The organism is Streptomyces sp. Y20 (assembly GCF_043195475.1).
GTDB lineage: Bacteria > Actinomycetota > Actinomycetes > Streptomycetales > Streptomycetaceae > Streptomyces.
Window position 1 is genome coordinate 566,029 of sequence record NZ_JBIDDP010000004.1, and the last position, 15,578, is coordinate 581,606.

A 15,578-nucleotide genomic window follows, 5' to 3' on the forward strand; every position below is an offset into this window, starting at 1 on the left:
GATTGTTGATTATTCAACTATACCCGCCAACGGTCCCCCTCCCCCGGATATTCCGCCCCGGGATCCCCACCCCGCCCGGCGGTTCAGAAGGCGTACGAATCCCCCGTGGCCAGCACCAGCACCGCCAGCCGGCCGTTCGACGGGTTCGCGTCCACCGCGTTGCCGAGCCGGACGGCGGCGATGTCCAGCGTCACCTCCGGCGCCGGCTCCGCGAGCCGTACCGGCAGGCGCCGCCGCTGCCCCGCGCGTCCGCGGTGGCGCCCCGGTCGCGCACAGCACGGTCCGCTCGTCCGCGCGCAGCCACCCGGCGGGCCCTCCGACAGGTGGCACGGCCACGGCGTGGGAAGCTGCCGGTATGCCCGTCCTCCGCTCCGCCGCCCTGTTCGCCGTCGCCGCGTTGCTCGAGATCGGCGGCGCCTGGCTGGTCTGGCAGGGCCTGCGGGAACACCGCGGCTGGCTGTGGATCACCGGCGGTGTGCTCGCCCTCGGGGCGTACGGCTTCGCCGCCACCTTCCAGCCCGACGCCCACTTCGGCCGCGTCCTCGCCGCCTACGGCGGGATCTTCGTGGCCGGCTCCCTGCTGTGGGGCGTCGTCGCCGACGGCTACCGCCCGGACCGCTGGGACGTCACCGGGGCGCTGATCTGCCTCGCCGGGACCGCGGTCATCATGTGGGCGCCGCGGAACGGCGGCTGAGGCCTCACTTACGCTGGGAAGCGACCGACCCCGACGCAGTCCCAGGAGCAGCCATGGCCACCGCCGCCCCGTCCGCCGCCTCCCGCATCGCCGTCGTCACCGGTGCGAGCAGCGGGATCGGCGCCGCCACCGCGCGGCAGCTCGCCGCGGCCGGTTACCGCGTCGTCCTCACCGCCCGCCGCAAGGACCGGATCGAGGCGCTGGCGGAGGAGCTGACGGCGGCGGGCCACTCGGCGGTGGCGTACCAGCTGGACGTCACGGACCGGGCGGCCGTGGACGAGTTCGCCACGGCGTTCCAGACGATCGGCGTCCTCGTCAACAACGCGGGCGGCGCGCTGGGCGCGGACCCGGTGGCCACCAGCGACCCCGCCGACTGGCGCACGATGTACGAGACGAACGTCCTCGGCACCCTGAACCTCACCCAGGCCCTGCTGCCCAAGCTGGTGGCGAGCGGCGACGGCGTGGTGGTGGTCGTGTCCTCCACCGCGGGCCACGGCACCTACGAGGGCGGCGGTGGCTACGTGGCCGCCAAGCACGGCGCCCACGTCCTCGCCGAGACGCTCCGGCTGGAGATCGTCGGCCGGCCGGTCCGGGTCGTCGAGATCGCGCCCGGCATGGTCCGCACGGACGAGTTCGCCCTGACCCGCTTCGGCGGGGACACGGAGAAGGCGGCGAAGGTGTACGAGGGCGTCGCCGAGCCCCTCACCGCGGACGACGTGGCCGAGACGATCGCCTGGGCGGTGACCCGCCCCAGCCACGTCAACGTCGACCTGCTGGTCCTGCGCCCGCGCGCCCAGGCGTCGAACACCAAGGTGCACCGGGAGCTGTGACGCCGTGACACCCGCCGAGGACCCCGCCGGGACGACGACACCCTCCGCCGCCTCCGCCGCCGAGCGGCGCCGCCTGGCCCAGGAGACCAGGGACGAGCGCCAGGTCTGGTACTTCCTGGCCTACTTCCTGTTCGGCATCCACCTCGTGGCGTTCGTCATGATCTACGCGGTCCGGCACGCCGGGTAGCGCGCCGCACCGGGCCGGTCAGGCGAACGCGGGCAGGTTGCGGCGGACCCAGGCCGCGAAGGGGGCGGCCGGGCGGCGCAGGACGGCCTCCACGTCGGGGCTGACCCGCCGCTCGGCCGGCAGCGGCTCACCGAGGACGTCCAGCGTGCCGGCGACGGCCTCCTCCGGCATGAAGCCGGCCATCCTCGCGTGCGCCTCCTCGCGGGACAGCTCCACGAAGGCCACCTCCTCGCCGAGGGCCGCGGCGAGCACCCCGGCCTGACCGCGCGGACTGATCGGCTCCGGGCCGGTCAGCTCGTACGCGCGGCCGGCGTGGCCGTCCTCGCGCAGCGCGGCGGCGGCGACCGCGGCGATGTCCGCCGGGTCGACCACGGGCAGCGCGACGTCGCCGAAGGGCGCGAGGACGGTACGCCGGGTGCGCACCGACTCGGCCCAGGCGAAGGCGTTGGAGGCGAAACCGCCGGGCCGCAGCAGGGTGAACTCCCGCCCGGAGGCCCGTACCGCCGTCTCGAACGCCCGCAGCCGGGCGAACCCGGGCGCCTCCGGGCGAGCGGCGCTCACCAGCGACGACACCAGGACGATCCGCTCGACACCGGCGTCCACGACCGCGTCCAGCAGCACACCGGGGTCCTCCCCCCGGCTGTTGAGTTCACCGCCCAGCAGCAGGAACAGGGCGCGCGAGCCGTCGGCGGCGGCCCGCAAATCCGCGGCGTCCCCGGCGTCGCCCCGCACCCACCGCACCCCGGCCGGTCCGGCGGGCCGATCCCGCCGGGACACGGCGACGACCTCCTCGCCGGCCGCGGCCAGCATCTCCACCAGCGTCCGCCCGATGTTCCCCGTGGCACCCGTCACTGTGATCACAACGCCCCCTGCTGTCCTGGTTGTTAGTTAGTCAGCTGACTAACTCGAAACCTACTCTACAATCAGTCAGGTGACCAACTCAGTGGACCGACGGGTGCGGGCGTCCCAGAAGCGGCGGCGGCTCACGGCGGCCGCCGCCCGGGTCCTGCACGAGCAGGGCGTCGAGCGCACCACCCTCGCCGACATCGCGCGCGAGGCCGGCGTCCCGGTCGGGAACGTCTACTACTACTTCAAGACGAAGGACGAGCTGGTCCGGGCCGCGCTCTGCGAGCACCGCGCCCACCTGGACGAACTCACCGCCGCGCTGGAGGAGTCGGCGGACCCGCGCGACCGCCTCAAGGGCCTGGTCAGGGCCTGGGTCGACCAGCGCGAGACCGCCGCCCGCCACGGCTGCCCCACCGGCACCCTGGCCGCCGAGCTCGACAAACGCGCCGACGGCACCCTGGACGCGGAGGCCGGCGAGGTCATCCGGTCCCTGCTGGACTGGGCCGCCGCGCAGTTCCGCGCGCTGGCCCTGCCCGCCCCGGACGACCTCGCCCTCACCCTGATCTCGGCCTACCAGGGCATGTCCCTGCTGGCCAACGCCCTGCGCGACCCGGAGATCATGAGCCGCGAGGGCGCCCGGCTGCTGCGCTGGCTGGACTCCCTCGGCGGGCCGGACACCACCGGCCCGACCGGTACCGGGTGATCAGCCCTTCACGCAGACGACCTGCCTCAGCTTCGCCACGACCTCGACCAGGTCCCGCTGCTGGTCGATGACCTGGTCGATCGACTTGTAGGCGGCCGGGATCTCGTCCACGACGCCGGAGTCCTTGCGGCACTCCACGCCCCGGGTCTGCTCCTCCAGGTCCTGCGCCGAGAAGCGCCGCTTGGCGGCGTTGCGGCTCATGCGCCGGCCCGCGCCGTGGGACGCGGAGTTGAAGGCCAGCTCGTTGCCGAGTCCTCGCACGATGTACGACCCCGTGCCCATCGAGCCGGGGATGATCCCGTACTCGCCGGAGCCGGCCCGGATCGCGCCCTTACGGGTCACGAGCAGGTCCATGCCGTCGTAGCGCTCCTCCGCCACGTAGTTGTGGTGGCAGGAGATCTCCTGCTCGAAGACCGGCCGGGCCTTCTTGAACTCCTTGCGGACCACGTCCTTCAGGAGCGCCATCATGAGCGTGCGGTTGTGCCTGGCGTACTCCTGCGCCCAGAACAGGTCGTTGCGGTAGGCCGCCATCTGCGGGGTGTCCGCCACGAAGACGGCGAGGTCGCGGTCGACCAGGCCCTGGTTGTGCGGGAGTTTCTGCGCGACGCCGATGTGGTGCTCGGCGAGTTCCTTGCCGATGTTGCGGGAACCGGAGTGGAGCATGAGCCACACCGAGTCGTCGTCGGCCACGCAGACCTCGACGAAGTGGTTGCCCGAACCGAGCGTGCCCATCTGGGCGACCGCCCGGCTCCGGCGGAAGTGCACCGCGTCCGCGACCCCGTCGAACCGGCCCCAGAAGTCCTCCCATCCGGACGTGGCCAGCCCGTGGAAGCCGCCCGGCTCGACCGGGTCGTCGTGCATCCCGCGGCCGACCGGGATGGCCTGCTCGATCTTCGACCGCAGCCGCGACAGGTCCCCGGGTAGGTCGTTCGCGGTCAGTGACGTCCGTACCGCGGACATGCCGCAGCCGATGTCCACGCCGACCGCCGCCGGGCACACCGCGTCCCGCATCGCGATGACCGAGCCGACCGTCGCGCCCTTGCCGTAGTGCACGTCCGGCATCACGGCCAGGCCCTTGATCCAGGGCAGGGTGGCCACGTTCTGCAGCTGGCGCAGGGCGACGTCCTCGACCGTCGCCGGGTCCGTCCACATCCGGATCGGCGTCTTCGCGCCCGGCATCTCCACGTACGGCATACGTTCCTCATTCCCCCGGAATCCACAAAAAAGGCTATAAGCGGCAGAACGCAAAAGCGGCGCCAAGGTCGATGAAAAGAGACAGGGGACCGGCGTCCACGGCAGTGCGTGCGATACACATTGTCTCCAGGGGGCGCCCCGCCGCGGCAAGCGAATAACCGGCGGGGACACTGGAACGCCAGCGATCACAGACCGTCGAGAGGAGCCCGACCGTGCAGCGGAAGGCGTACGTATCCGGCACCGCCGCTCTCCTCGCGGCGCTGCTGGCCGGCTGCACGAGCGGCTCCGGGGACGCCGGGCAGGCGGACGACGCCAACCCGGGCGACGCCGGCACGACCGCGGTCGCCGCCCAGCCCGGCAAGTACCGCACGCTGCCCGAACCGTGCCGCGCGATCGGCCACGACAACCTGGCCGCGCTGCTGCCCGGCATCCAGCAGATCACCGACCCCGCCCAGCGGGACAAGGCCTACCAGGGCGAGGCCACGCTCACGTACGACACCGACCGCAAGGTCGGCTGCCGCTGGAAGGTCGAGTCGGCCGGTGCCACGGACCGCCTGTCCGTCGACTTCGAGCGCGTGGTGTCGTACGACAACGCGGTCAGCGACGACGACCAGGCGCAGAAGCTGTTCCAGGAGAAGGAGACGGCCGCCGACCTCCCCGACCCGAGCGGCGCCGCGACGGCCGCCGTCCCGACGGCCACCCCGTCCCCGACGGGCTCCGCGCGCGACGACGCCTCCCCGTCGGCGACCCGGCCCTCCTCGGCGTCGTCGGCGGCCTCGGCGTCGTCCGCCGGCGCCCAGCCCGCCGATCTCCAGCCGCGCGCCCTCTCCGACCTCGGTGACGAGGCGTATCTGGACGACCGGCTCAGCACGTCCGGCTCGACGGCCGAACAGCGGACGGTGACTGTGGTGTTCCGCACGTCCAACGTCCTCGTCACCATCCAGTACGAGGAGCAGCCGACGGCCACCGGAACGGTCCCGGACAGCAAGGAAATGCAGGACAGGGCCGGTGATCTGGCCTCTCAACTGGCCGACGCGTTCACCGGTTGACGGCCGCCGCGGTATCACCACCGGCCGCCCGCAAAGGAGTCGGACGCGGACCGCACGGCTTCCTCACCGGCTACCGTGGCCCCGCAGGAACCCGCACGAACACCGAGCGTCATGAGTGAAGGAACCATGCAGCGAGCAGCCCAGCGAGACGACCGTGCCCTGGAGGTACCTCCCACGCCGTCGAGGCGGTCGGGGAGCGACCGGCGGGCCAGGCGCCTGCGCCGTGCCCTTGTCTGCGCGGCCGCCGTCCCCGCGGTGCTGATCACGGCCGCGTGCTCCTCCGACTCCGGGGACTCCAAGGCCGAGGCCGGCAGCGTGAGCACGCCGCGGTCCGGGGCCGGCAGCACCACGCCCTCGGCGAGCGCCTCCCCGACCGTGCGGCCCGCCGCCTACGGCAAGCTTCCCGAGCCCTGCGGTGTGCTGTCGAAGAAGACCCTGACCGAACTGGTGCCCGAGGGTGCGAAGTCGGGCAAGGACGGCAGCTCGGACGACCCGTCGGCGCGCTCCTCCTGCTCCTGGAACAGCCTGGACAACAACGGCGTCAAGGGCTCCCAGTTCCGCTGGCTGCACGTCTCCCTGCTGCGCTTCGACTCGGACGCCACGCGCGGCTCCGGCGACGACCAGGCCCACACGTACTTCGGCCGGCAGTCCGAGGACGCGAAGGCGGTGGACGGCGCCAAGAACGTCAAGGTCGTCCCGCTGAGCGGCACGGGCGCGGAGGCCACGGCGGTGCGCTACGACCTGAAGAAGAAGGAAGGCCTCTTCCGGCAGCAGACGGCCGTCGCCCGGGTCGAGAACGTCGTCGTCACCGTGGACTACAACGGGGCCGGCCTCGCGGGTGAGAAGACCCCGGACGCCGACGACCTGGCGAAGGCCGCCGAGAAGGCGCTGAAGGAGGCGGTCGCGTCCGTCTCCGCGGCCAACGGTGAAGGTTCTGCGCAGGGTTCGGGCACCAAGCCCCCCGCGTCGCCGTCCGGTTCGGCGTCCGAGCCGGCGCCGAAGTCGCCCTCCGGATCGCCGTCGAAGTCCGCCTCCAAGGCGCCGTCGAAGTCGCCGTCGGCGAGCGCGTCCGCGGCCAAGGCGGCCGCCGCCAAGAGCTGACCGCAGGGCCGTGACGGCCTACCGGCAGCGCGTTCGCCGCACACGTGTGCCACTCTGTTGCGCGCAACAACACGCAAGGGGAGGGGAGTACGAGTGGCCGCGCCACTGCCGCAGCTGACTCGGATGCACCGCGTACTCATCGGCGTGGTCGTGACCGGCGCTCTGATCATCGCCGGGATCGGCTTCGCCGGCTCGTACGCGGCCGTCCGTGAACTGGCCGTCAAGAAGGGCTTCGGGAACTTCTCCTACGTGTTCCCGGTGGGTATCGACGCGGGCATCTGCGTCCTGCTCTCCCTCGACCTGCTGCTGACCTGGATCCGCATCCCCTTCCCGCTCCTGCGCCAGACGGCGTGGCTCCTGACGGCGGCGACGATCGCCTTCAACGGTGCCGCCGCCTGGCCGGACCCGCTGGGCGTGGGCATGCACGCGGTGATCCCCATCCTGTTCGTCGTGTCCGTGGAAGCCGCCCGCCACGCGGTCGGCCGCATCGCCGACATCACGGCGGACAAGCACATGGAGGGAGTCCGCCTCACCCGCTGGCTCCTCTCCCCGCTGCCCACGTTCCTGCTGTGGCGCCGCATGAAGCTGTGGGAGCTGCGCTCGTACGAGCAGGTCATCAAGCTGGAGCAGGAACGTCTCGTCTACCAGGCCCGCCTGCGTTCCCGGTTCGGCCGGGCCTGGCGCCGCAAGGCCCCGGTGGAGTCGCTGATGCCCCTGCGCCTGGCCCGCTACGGCGTTCCCCTGGCGGAGACGGCCCCGGCGGGCCTGGCTGCGGCGGGCATCGACCCGGCTCTCCTGCCGCCGGCCCCGCAGCCGGCCGCGGCGGCCGGCCCCGCGGCCCTCACGGGCATCCGCGCCACCGGGCCGGCGCCCGTCCCGCAGCGGGCGGAACCGTCCGGCGAGCAGCGTCCCGAGCCGCCCGTGGACGAGGAGAGTCCCTGGTTCCAGGCGCCCCGGGAGATCGAGTACCAGGGCGGCTACGACCCCGCCTACGAGCCGCCCCCCGAGCCCCAGTACGAACCCGAGGAACAGTACGAGGACTGGTACGACGAGCAGCCCCCGGAGCAGTTCCAGCAGCCCTCCCCGGAGGAGACCGGCAGCTTCCCGATCCCGGTCGGCCCGCACCGCACCCGCGAACTGGGCGAGGGCGGCGGCATCCCGGAGCCGGAGCCGACCGAGGAGGACTACTACCAGGTCTTCCGCAAGTCGATCGACGGCAGCTACCCCACGGCCGCCCAGTTCCGGGACGACGTGGAGGCGACGTTCGCCATCACGCTGCCCCCGCAGGAGGCCAACCGCATGGTGAACCGTTTCACCAACCGGCACACGGCGGAACTCCAGGACGACCACATCGCCTGAGCAACGCCGCCACAGGAAAAGGGGCCCTCCGCGGAGGGCCCCTTCCTCATGCGCGGTCACACGTGCGCCGTCACACGTGCGCCGTCACTCGTGCGCGGTCACGCCCCGAGCAGCTCCCGCACCCGCTCCTGCCCCACGGCGAGCAGCAGCGTGGGCAGCCGGGGGCCGGTGTCCCGGCCGACCAGCAGGTGGTACAGCAGGGCGAAGAACGCCCGCTGAGCCGTCTTGATCTCGGCAGGCAGCTCCTTGGGCGTGGCGTCGGCGGAGAAGCCGGCCTGCACCTTCGGCACGCCGTACACGAGGTGCGTCAGCCCGTCGAGGGACCAGTGCGCGGCGAGGCCGTCGAGCAGCAGCCGCAGCGACTCGCGGGAGGCGTCGTCCAGGGACTTCAGCAGCTCGGCGTCCGGCTCGTCCCGGACGACGGTCCGCTGGTCGGCGGGCACCTGCGTGTTGATCCACGCCTCGGCCCGGTCGAACCGCGGGCGGACCTCGTCCAGCGAGGCCAGCGGCTGCTCCGGGTCCAGCTCGGACAGGATCCGCAGCGCCTGGTCCTCGTGCCCGGCGGTGATGTCGGCGACGGACGCCAGCGTGCGGTACGGCAGCGGACGCGGCGTCCTCGGCAGGTCACCGGCGGCGGTGCCGACGGCCCGCGTGTAGGCGGCGACGTCCGCGGGCAGGGCGGAGCCGTCGGCGACCTTGCCGGCCAGCTTGTCCCACTCGTCGTACAGCCGCTGGATCTCCTGGTCGAAGGCGATCTTGAAGGACTGGTTGGGCCGGCGCCGGGCGTACAGCCAGCGCAGCAGCTGCGGCTCCATGATCTTCAGCGCGTCCGCCGGAGTCGGCACCCCGCCGCGCGAGGACGACATCTTGGCCATGCCGCTGATACCGACGAAGGCGTACATGGGCCCGATCGGCTGCTTGCCGCCGAAGATGCCGACGATCTGCCCGCCGACCTGGAACGACGATCCCGGGGAGGAATGGTCGACGCCGCTGGGCTCGAACACGACGCCCTCGTACGCCCAGCGCATCGGCCAGTCGACCTTCCAGACCAGCTTGCCCCGGTCGAACTCGCTGAGGCGGACGGTCTCCGAGAAACCGCACACGGTGCACGTGTACGCCAGCTCGGTGCTGTCGTCGTCGTAGGAGGTGACCGTCGTCAGGTCCTTCTCGCAGTTGCCGCAGTACGGCTTGTACGGGAAGTACCCGGCGGAGCCGGAGCTGCCGTCGTCCTCGGCCGCGGCGCCGGAACCCTCCGCGGCCTCCAGCTCGGCCTCGTCCAGCGGCTTCTGCTGCTTCTTGGCCGGGGCCTTCTTCGTGCGGTACTGGTCGAGGATCGCGTCGATGTCGCCGCGGTGCCTCATGGCGTGCAGGATCTGCTCGCGGTAGGCGCCCGAGGTGTACTGCGCGGTCTGGCTGATCCCGTCGAACTCGACGCCCAGCTGGGCCAGCGACTCGGTCATCGCGGCCTTGAAGTGCTCGGCCCAGTTCGGGTGCTCGGAGCCCTTCGGCGCCGGGACCGAGGTCAGCGGCTTGCCGATGTGCTCGGCCCACGACTCGTCGACGCCCGCGACGCCGGCCGGCACCTTGCGGTAGCGGTCGTAGTCGTCCCAGGAGATCAGGTGCCGCACCGGGTACCCGCGGCGGCGGATCTCGTCGGCGACCAGGTGCGGGGTCATGACCTCCCGCAGGTTGCCGAGGTGGATCGGTCCGGAGGGAGACAGGCCGGACGCGACGACGATCGCCGCGGCGGTGGCGTCCGGCGTCACTTTGCCGGGGGCACGGCGCTCCGACTCCTCGATGACCTCATCCGCGAAACGGGAGACCCAGTCGGTGGTCTCGGTGCTCTGAGCCACGATCGGCACGTCCTTCTTTCTGAACGGGTGACACCCCATTGTCACAGACCCTCTCGCGACCAGGAAAATCACTTTGCCCCCCATGGGATACTGGCCGGGTCTATCCATCCGACGAGGAGAACGGCACCCCTTCCTATGGCCTCGGTCACGTCCCTCACCGATTCCGTCCAGCAGCGCCTCGCGTCCGCCCTCTCGGCCACCCTGCCGGAGGCCGTCGACGCCGACCCGCTGCTGCGACGAAGCGACCGGGCGGACTACCAGGCCAACGGCATCCTCGCGCTCGCCAAGAAGGCCAAGGCCAACCCGCGGGAGCTGGCCGCCCAGGTCGTCGCCCGCGTCGAGTCCGGTGACCTGATCAAGGACATCGAGGTCTCGGGCCCCGGCTTCCTGAACATCACCATCAGCGACAGCGCCATCACGGCCACGCTGGCGGAACGCTACGCGGACGACACCGGCCGCCTCGGCGTGCCGTACGCCGCCACGCCCGGTACGACGGTGATCGACTACGCCCAGCCGAACGTGGCGAAGGAGATGCACGTCGGCCACCTGCGGAGCGCGGTGATCGGCGACTCGGTGGTGCAGCTGCTGGAGTTCACCGGCGAGAACGTGGTCCGGCGCCACCACATCGGCGACTGGGGCACCCAGTTCGGCATGCTCATCCAGTACCTGGACGAGCACCCGCACGAGCTGGATCACAAGGACGCCCAGGTCTCCGGTGAGGAGGCGATGTCGAACCTCGACCGCCTCTACAAGGCCGCGCGCAGGCTGTTCGACTCCGACGAGGAGTTCAAGACGCGGGCCCGCCGCCGGGTGGTCGACCTCCAGGCCGGCGACCCGCACACGCTCGCCGTGTGGCAGCGGTTCGTGGACGAGTCGAAGATCTACTTCTTCTCCGTCTTCGAGAAGCTGGACATGGAGGTCCGGGACGCCGACATCGTCGGCGAGTCCGGCTACAACGACATGCTGGCCGAGACCTGCCGCCTGCTGGAGGAGTCGGGCGTGGCCGTCCGCTCCGAGGGCGCCCTCTGCGTCTTCTTCGACGACATCAAGGGCCCGGACGGCAACCCGGTCCCGCTGATCGTGCAGAAGTCCGACGGCGGCTACGGCTACGCGGCCACCGACCTGTCCGCGATCCGCGACCGCGTCTTCCACCTGAAGGCCAGCACCCTGCTGTACGTGGTCGACGCCCGCCAGGCGCTGCACTTCCGGATGGTCTTCGAGACCGCCCGCCGGGCCGGCTGGCTGAACGACGACGTCACGGCGGCCCAGCTGGCCTTCGGCACGGTCCTCGGCAAGGACGGCAAGCCGTTCAAGACGCGTGAGGGTGAGACGGTCCGCCTGGTCGACCTGCTCGACGAGGCGATCGAGCGCGCGTCGGCCGTGGTCCGCGAGAAGGCCCAGGACCTCTCCGAGGAGGAGATCGCCGAGCGGGGCGCCCAGGTGGGCATCGGCGCGGTGAAGTACGCCGACCTGTCGACGTCGGCCAACCGGGACTACAAGTTCGACCTGGACCAGATGGTCTCGCTCAACGGCGACACCTCCGTCTACCTCCAGTACGCGTACGCCCGTATCCGCTCGATCCTCCGCAAGGCCGGCGAGGTCCGCCCGGCGGCCCGCCCGGAACTGGCCCTGGCCGGCGCCGAGCGCGCCCTCGGCCTGCACCTGGACTCCTTCGCGGAGGCCGTGGCGGAGGCGGCCGGGGAGTACGCCCCGCACAAGCTGGCGTCGTACCTCTACCAGCTGGCATCCCTGTACACGACGTTCTATGACAAGTGCCCGGTCCTGCGGGCCGAGACACCGGAGCAGGTCCAGAACCGCCTCTTCCTGTGCGACGTGACGGCCCGCACCCTGCACCGCGGCATGGCCCTGCTGGGCATCCGCACCCCCGAGAAGCTCTGATCCGCGGCCCTCACCCCTGCGCGTCGAGGAGTTCCCGGGTGCGGCGGACGAGGGCTTCGCGTACCTCGTCCGGGCCCAGGACGCGCAGGGGTGTCGCCAGGGCGAGGAGGTAGCGGGCGAGGCCGTCCGCATCCGGGCCGCCGATGTCCACGAGGGTGGCGTCGGGGCCGTCGGGGCGATGGGTGCCGACCGTCGCCGGGACGATGCGCAGCGCCCGGTCCATGGGCAGGGGCAGGCGGACGGTCACGGACACGGGGTACGGGCCGTGCGCCGTGTTGTGGGAGACCAGCTGCGCCGGGTCGGGCGGGTCGGTGATCTCCACCGGCCGCCCGGTCGGCGTCAACCGCTCGACGCGGTCGGCGCGGAAGGTCCGCCAGCCCCGGTCCACGTCCCGCGCGACGAAGTACCAGCGCCGCCCGGTGTGGACGAGCCGGTACGGATCGACCTCCCGGACCGTGTTCCGGCCCTCCCCGTCGCGGTAGTACAGCCGGGCCCGCTCACCGCGCCGGCACGCGGCGGCCAGCTCCAGCAGCATGCCGGGCCGCAACCGCGGGCCCTCGGGCCCTGGCAGCCGTACCAGCGCGTCGTCCCACTCCCCCAGCCGCCCGGCGATCCGCCCCGGCAGCACCTGACGCAGCTTCAGCAGCGCCGACAGGGCGGCCTGGTCCCCGCCGAGGGCGCCGCTCAGCGCCGCCTCCCGCAGCCCGACCGCCACGGCCAGTGCCTCCTCGTCGTCCAGGATCAGCGGCGGCACACGCGCCCCCGCCCGGAGCCGGTAACCGCCCCACGGCCCGGCGTCGGAGTCGACGGTGTACCCCAGTTCCCGCAGCCGCGCGATGTCCCGCCGGACGGTGCGGCCGGTGACGGCCATGCGCTCGGCCAGTTCGGCGCAGGTCCAGGAGGGCCGGGCGGCGAGCAGCGCGAGCAGGCGCAGCAGACGGGCGGACGCACTGATCACGTGCGGAAGTCTCGCACGCGGGCTCGCATGACCAGGACCGGAACTGTCCGGGTCATGGCCTACGGTCGCACTCATGACCACACAGAGCACACCCGCACCCGCGTTCCGCTACGCCGCCGTCACCCTCGACTGCGCCGACACCGCCGAACTGTCCCGCTTCTACGCGGAGATGTTCGGCCTGCCCGTCGCCTACACCTCCGAGGACTTCGTCTTCCTCGCCGGCAAGGACGGCGGGCCGGGTCTGGGCTTCAGCCGGGTGGCCGACTACCGCCCGCCCACCTGGCCGGACCCGGCCGAGCAGAAGCAGGCCCACATCGAGGTGGGCGTGGACGACCTGGAGGCGGCCGAGGCGCATCTGCTGGCGCTGGGCGCGACCAAGCCGGAGAACCAGCCGCAGCCGGACCGCTGGCGGGTGCTGCTCGACCCCGCCGGGCACCCGTTCTGCATCACGACCCTGGTCTGACCCGGCGCACCGGCCGTTGTCAGTGGGTGCCCCTACAGTCACCGACATGGCGACTCTTCCGAACCCGCTGCCCAGGCTGGCCACCGACCCCAGCGGGCGTTCTCTGGGGCTGCGGCTCCCGCCCGGCAGACTGGTGGACGCGACAGCCGACGGCCCCTGGCACGAACCGCTGCTGTGGCACGCGGAAAAGGGATCCGCGCCCGGCACCTGGAAGGCGCTGGGCGCGCCCGCGGCCCGGGCGGGGCTGCTGCCGGTGCTGGTGGACCTGGCCGGCTGCCGGGCCGGCCTGGAGGACTGGCCGCTGCTGCCGGCGGAGGCGTCCTACCCGGGGGACCACGACGCCGAAGAGATCCTCGGGGAGTACTGGGCGGAGGAGACGGACGGTCAGGAGGCCGACGAGACCGAGCCGTTCGGGGACCGCTGGCCGGGGCTCGCCCCCGCCGGTGTCCTCGCCGCCGATCCGGAGACCCGTGCCGCCCAGGTGGCCGACGCGCTGCACAGCGACCGGGACAGGTGGAGCGAGTGGATCGAGGAGCCCCACCTCGCGCTCGTCCCGGCGCGCCGGTCCGCCGACATACCGGCGGCGATCGGCTGGACCGGCCCGCTCAACTACGACCAGGACGTGGCCCGGGTCTGCGCGGTGCTGCGGTCGTGGGAGGACCGGTTCGGCGCCCGCGTCGTCGCCCTCGGCCGGGACACGCTGGTCGTGTCGGTCGCGGCGCCGCCCACCGGCACCGAGGACGCCGAGGCCCTGGCCGCCGAGCACTACGCGCTGTGCCCGGACGTCGTGGCCCGGAGCGGGCCGGGGACCGTCGGCGCGTACGCCGAGGAGCTGACCGGCGCCACCAGCGGGTCAGTCCCCGCTTCCGGCTCCGCCCCCGCTTCCGCTTCCGCCTCCGCAGCCGGCCGCCACGTGTCACCCCCGAGCGGATAGGCGTACTTCGGCCGCCCGTTGTTGCCGCTGGTGCGGAACGGGCGGCCGTCGTCGTCGATCAGCAGCGTGCCGCGCCGGCCGCCGCTGGACCAGGACAGCTCCAGGTACCAGCTGACGTCGTACGCGGAGGCGTCGGCCGTGACGCGGAAGACCTCGGGGTCCGACCGGCTCACCTTGAAGGGGAAGCCGCGGCTGCCGGCCTCCGGCACCGGCGCGGGGCGCATCGCGTCCAGGGCGACGGTGAAGGAACGGTTGGGCACGCCACCGCCGCAACCCACGCCGGGATAGCCCATCGCGTAGTCGTTCCAGGCCAGGGGTGAGCGCTTGCCCGCCATACGCACGGACAGCCTCTCCAGGACGACGGTCTCCTCGCCGGTGCCCTGCACGGTGAAGGTGACGTACTGCTCCCCGGCCGCCACCGCCTTGTGCACGCTCATCCAGGCCGGCGCGTCCTGCTCCAGCGGCGGCGGGGCCACGGCGGACGGCGGACGGTCGATCAGGTAGTGCTGGGAGCAGGGGTCGCGCCAGGCGTCGGCGTCGGTGCTGACCGTGAGCGGTGGGGCCGCCGTGGCCGTCCGCCGGGTCGGGGAGGCGCTGGGCGCGGCCTCGGGGGTGGCACCGCGGGTGGCGGCGGGGGCCTTGGCGGAGGGGGAAGGGGATGCCGAGCGGGTGGCGGACCCGCGCGGTGTCGCGCCGCCGGACGTCCGGGCGGGTGACACACCGTCCCGGTCGGCGGCATCCACGGTGGCCGCCGTGGCGCCCCTGCCGTCCTGGGACCCGGTACCGGAGGGCAGGACGAGGCCGACCGCCACCGTGCCGAGCACCGCGGTGACGGCGAGCGCCGCGAGGAGGACGGTCCGGGTCCGACGCCGGGCCCCGGCCGCCGGGGCCTCCGGCACCGGCCCGGATCCGGACCCCGGTACCGGCTCGGGCACAGGCACCGGCGCCGGCCCGGACTTCTCCGACACCGGTTCGGGTGCCTCCTCCTGGACCGGTACCGGTGCGGGTTCCGGCTCCGGCGCCTCCTCCCGCACCCGCGCCTCCTCCTGGACCGGCGCCCGCTCCCCCGCCACGGCCGCCCGCTCCGCCCCGGCCCGATCCCCCTGACCCGGTTCCTTCCGGCCGCGCCAAGCATCGGCCAGTACCCACCGCCGGTGCAGTTCCACGAGTTCCCCGGGCACGGCTCCGCACAGCCGGGCCAGACGCTCGACGGGTGCGTAGTCCACCGGTACGGCGTCCCCGTTGCAGTACCGGTGGAGCGTCGACGTACTCATGTGGAGCCGCTTGGCGAGCGTGCCGTAGCTGTGCCCGGAGCGGTGCTTCAACTCCCGCAGCAACTCGGCGAAACCGCTCTCAGGCATGCCCTCCGACACCGTTCCTCCGTCCCCCCGCGTCCCACCCCGGCATTCCAGGCAGGGACCGATTCAGCAGGTCAAGTCCTGTGTGGGCGTTCCAGCGTCCCGGATGATCCCCAGCCGCTGGCCCCCGGTACGCCACCGCCCCCAGGC

General features: G+C 72.8%; 14 protein-coding genes and 1 pseudogene. 10 read left to right on the top strand and 5 right to left on the bottom strand.

The window, feature by feature from the left end; all coding sequences use genetic code 11:
- The first annotated feature begins 355 nt into the window (after positions 1–355).
- From ACGFT1_RS14025 to ACGFT1_RS14035, 3 genes are read left to right on the top strand one after another with little or no spacing between them, the layout of a single operon-like run.
- A complete protein-coding gene (locus ACGFT1_RS14025) occupies positions 356–694 on the top strand; it encodes a YnfA family protein (protein ID WP_373909179.1) in 339 nt (112 codons plus the stop codon).
- Positions 695–747: 53 nt separating this feature from the next.
- Positions 748–1,524 (top strand): SDR family NAD(P)-dependent oxidoreductase, encoded by a 777-nt coding sequence (locus ACGFT1_RS14030; protein ID WP_356823963.1) that lies wholly within the window; start codon positions 748–750, stop codon positions 1,522–1,524.
- A gap of 4 nt (positions 1,525–1,528) precedes the next feature.
- A complete protein-coding gene (locus tag ACGFT1_RS14035; RefSeq protein WP_373909180.1) occupies positions 1,529–1,711 on the top strand; it encodes a hypothetical protein in 183 nt (60 codons plus the stop codon).
- Positions 1,712–1,729: 18 nt separating this feature from the next.
- Here the strand turns inward: ACGFT1_RS14035 and ACGFT1_RS14040 are convergent, their stop codons facing one another.
- A complete protein-coding gene (locus tag ACGFT1_RS14040; protein ID WP_373909181.1) occupies positions 1,730–2,572 on the bottom strand; it encodes an NAD(P)H-binding protein in 843 nt (280 codons plus the stop codon).
- Positions 2,573–2,654: 82 nt separating this feature from the next.
- On the opposite strand from ACGFT1_RS14040, the gene ACGFT1_RS14045 reads away from it, so the two are divergent.
- On the top strand, positions 2,655–3,260 hold the full coding sequence (locus ACGFT1_RS14045; RefSeq protein ID WP_373909238.1) for a TetR/AcrR family transcriptional regulator: 606 nt from the start codon (positions 2,655–2,657) through the stop codon (positions 3,258–3,260).
- Here the strand turns inward: ACGFT1_RS14045 and ACGFT1_RS14050 are convergent, their stop codons facing one another.
- Positions 3,261–4,454, bottom strand: coding sequence for an RtcB family protein (locus ACGFT1_RS14050; RefSeq protein WP_373909182.1), 1,194 nt, complete (start codon positions 4,452–4,454; stop codon positions 3,261–3,263).
- A gap of 212 nt (positions 4,455–4,666) precedes the next feature.
- Between ACGFT1_RS14050 and ACGFT1_RS14055 the strand changes: the two genes are divergently transcribed.
- The 3 genes from ACGFT1_RS14055 to ACGFT1_RS14065 all read left to right on the top strand — a co-directional run bounded on the left by ACGFT1_RS14055 (position 4,667) and on the right by ACGFT1_RS14065 (position 7,963).
- Positions 4,667–5,503, top strand: a complete 837-nt coding sequence (locus tag ACGFT1_RS14055; protein ID WP_373909183.1) for a DUF3558 domain-containing protein — start codon at positions 4,667–4,669, stop codon at positions 5,501–5,503.
- A gap of 126 nt (positions 5,504–5,629) precedes the next feature.
- The gene (locus tag ACGFT1_RS14060) at positions 5,630–6,604 is read left to right on the top strand and encodes a DUF3558 family protein (protein WP_373909184.1); all 975 of its coding nucleotides are present in this window, start codon (positions 5,630–5,632) and stop codon (positions 6,602–6,604) included.
- A 123-nt stretch (positions 6,605–6,727) separates the two neighbouring features.
- Positions 6,728–7,963 carry a DUF2637 domain-containing protein gene (locus ACGFT1_RS14065; RefSeq protein ID WP_373909185.1) on the top strand — a complete coding sequence of 412 codons (1,236 nt, stop codon included), beginning with the start codon at positions 6,728–6,730 and terminating at the stop codon, positions 7,961–7,963.
- Between the two features lie 98 nt (positions 7,964–8,061).
- Here the strand turns inward: ACGFT1_RS14065 and lysS are convergent, their stop codons facing one another.
- Positions 8,062–9,825 carry a lysine--tRNA ligase gene (gene lysS, locus ACGFT1_RS14070; RefSeq protein ID WP_373909186.1) on the bottom strand — a complete coding sequence of 588 codons (1,764 nt, stop codon included), beginning with the start codon at positions 9,823–9,825 and terminating at the stop codon, positions 8,062–8,064.
- A 126-nt stretch (positions 9,826–9,951) separates the two neighbouring features.
- Here lysS and argS point away from each other — a divergent pair, with 126 nt between their 5' ends.
- On the top strand, positions 9,952–11,715 hold the full coding sequence (gene argS / locus ACGFT1_RS14075) for an arginine--tRNA ligase (RefSeq protein ID WP_373909187.1): 1,764 nt from the start codon (positions 9,952–9,954) through the stop codon (positions 11,713–11,715).
- 10 nt (positions 11,716–11,725) lie between these two features.
- Here the strand turns inward: argS and ACGFT1_RS14080 are convergent, their stop codons facing one another.
- Positions 11,726–12,673: a helix-turn-helix transcriptional regulator gene (locus tag ACGFT1_RS14080; RefSeq protein ID WP_373909188.1), complete on the bottom strand. Its 948-nt coding sequence runs from the start codon at positions 12,671–12,673 to the stop codon at positions 11,726–11,728.
- Between the two features lie 73 nt (positions 12,674–12,746).
- On the opposite strand from ACGFT1_RS14080, the gene ACGFT1_RS14085 reads away from it, so the two are divergent.
- Together ACGFT1_RS14085 and ACGFT1_RS14090 are read left to right on the top strand one after the other, a co-directional pair.
- Positions 12,747–13,136 carry a VOC family protein gene (locus ACGFT1_RS14085; protein WP_373909189.1) on the top strand — a complete coding sequence of 130 codons (390 nt, stop codon included), beginning with the start codon at positions 12,747–12,749 and terminating at the stop codon, positions 13,134–13,136.
- 46 nt (positions 13,137–13,182) lie between these two features.
- Positions 13,183–14,070 carry a DUF4253 domain-containing protein gene (locus ACGFT1_RS14090; RefSeq protein WP_373909190.1) on the top strand — a complete coding sequence of 296 codons (888 nt, stop codon included), beginning with the start codon at positions 13,183–13,185 and terminating at the stop codon, positions 14,068–14,070.
- Here the strand turns inward: ACGFT1_RS14090 and ACGFT1_RS14095 are convergent.
- Positions 14,025–15,431 (bottom strand): annotated as a pseudogene (locus ACGFT1_RS14095) (helix-turn-helix domain-containing protein); the annotation flags it as partial. The gene ACGFT1_RS14090 and the pseudogene ACGFT1_RS14095 sit on opposite strands and share 46 nt — an antisense overlap.
- Positions 15,432–15,578 lie beyond the last annotated feature (147 nt).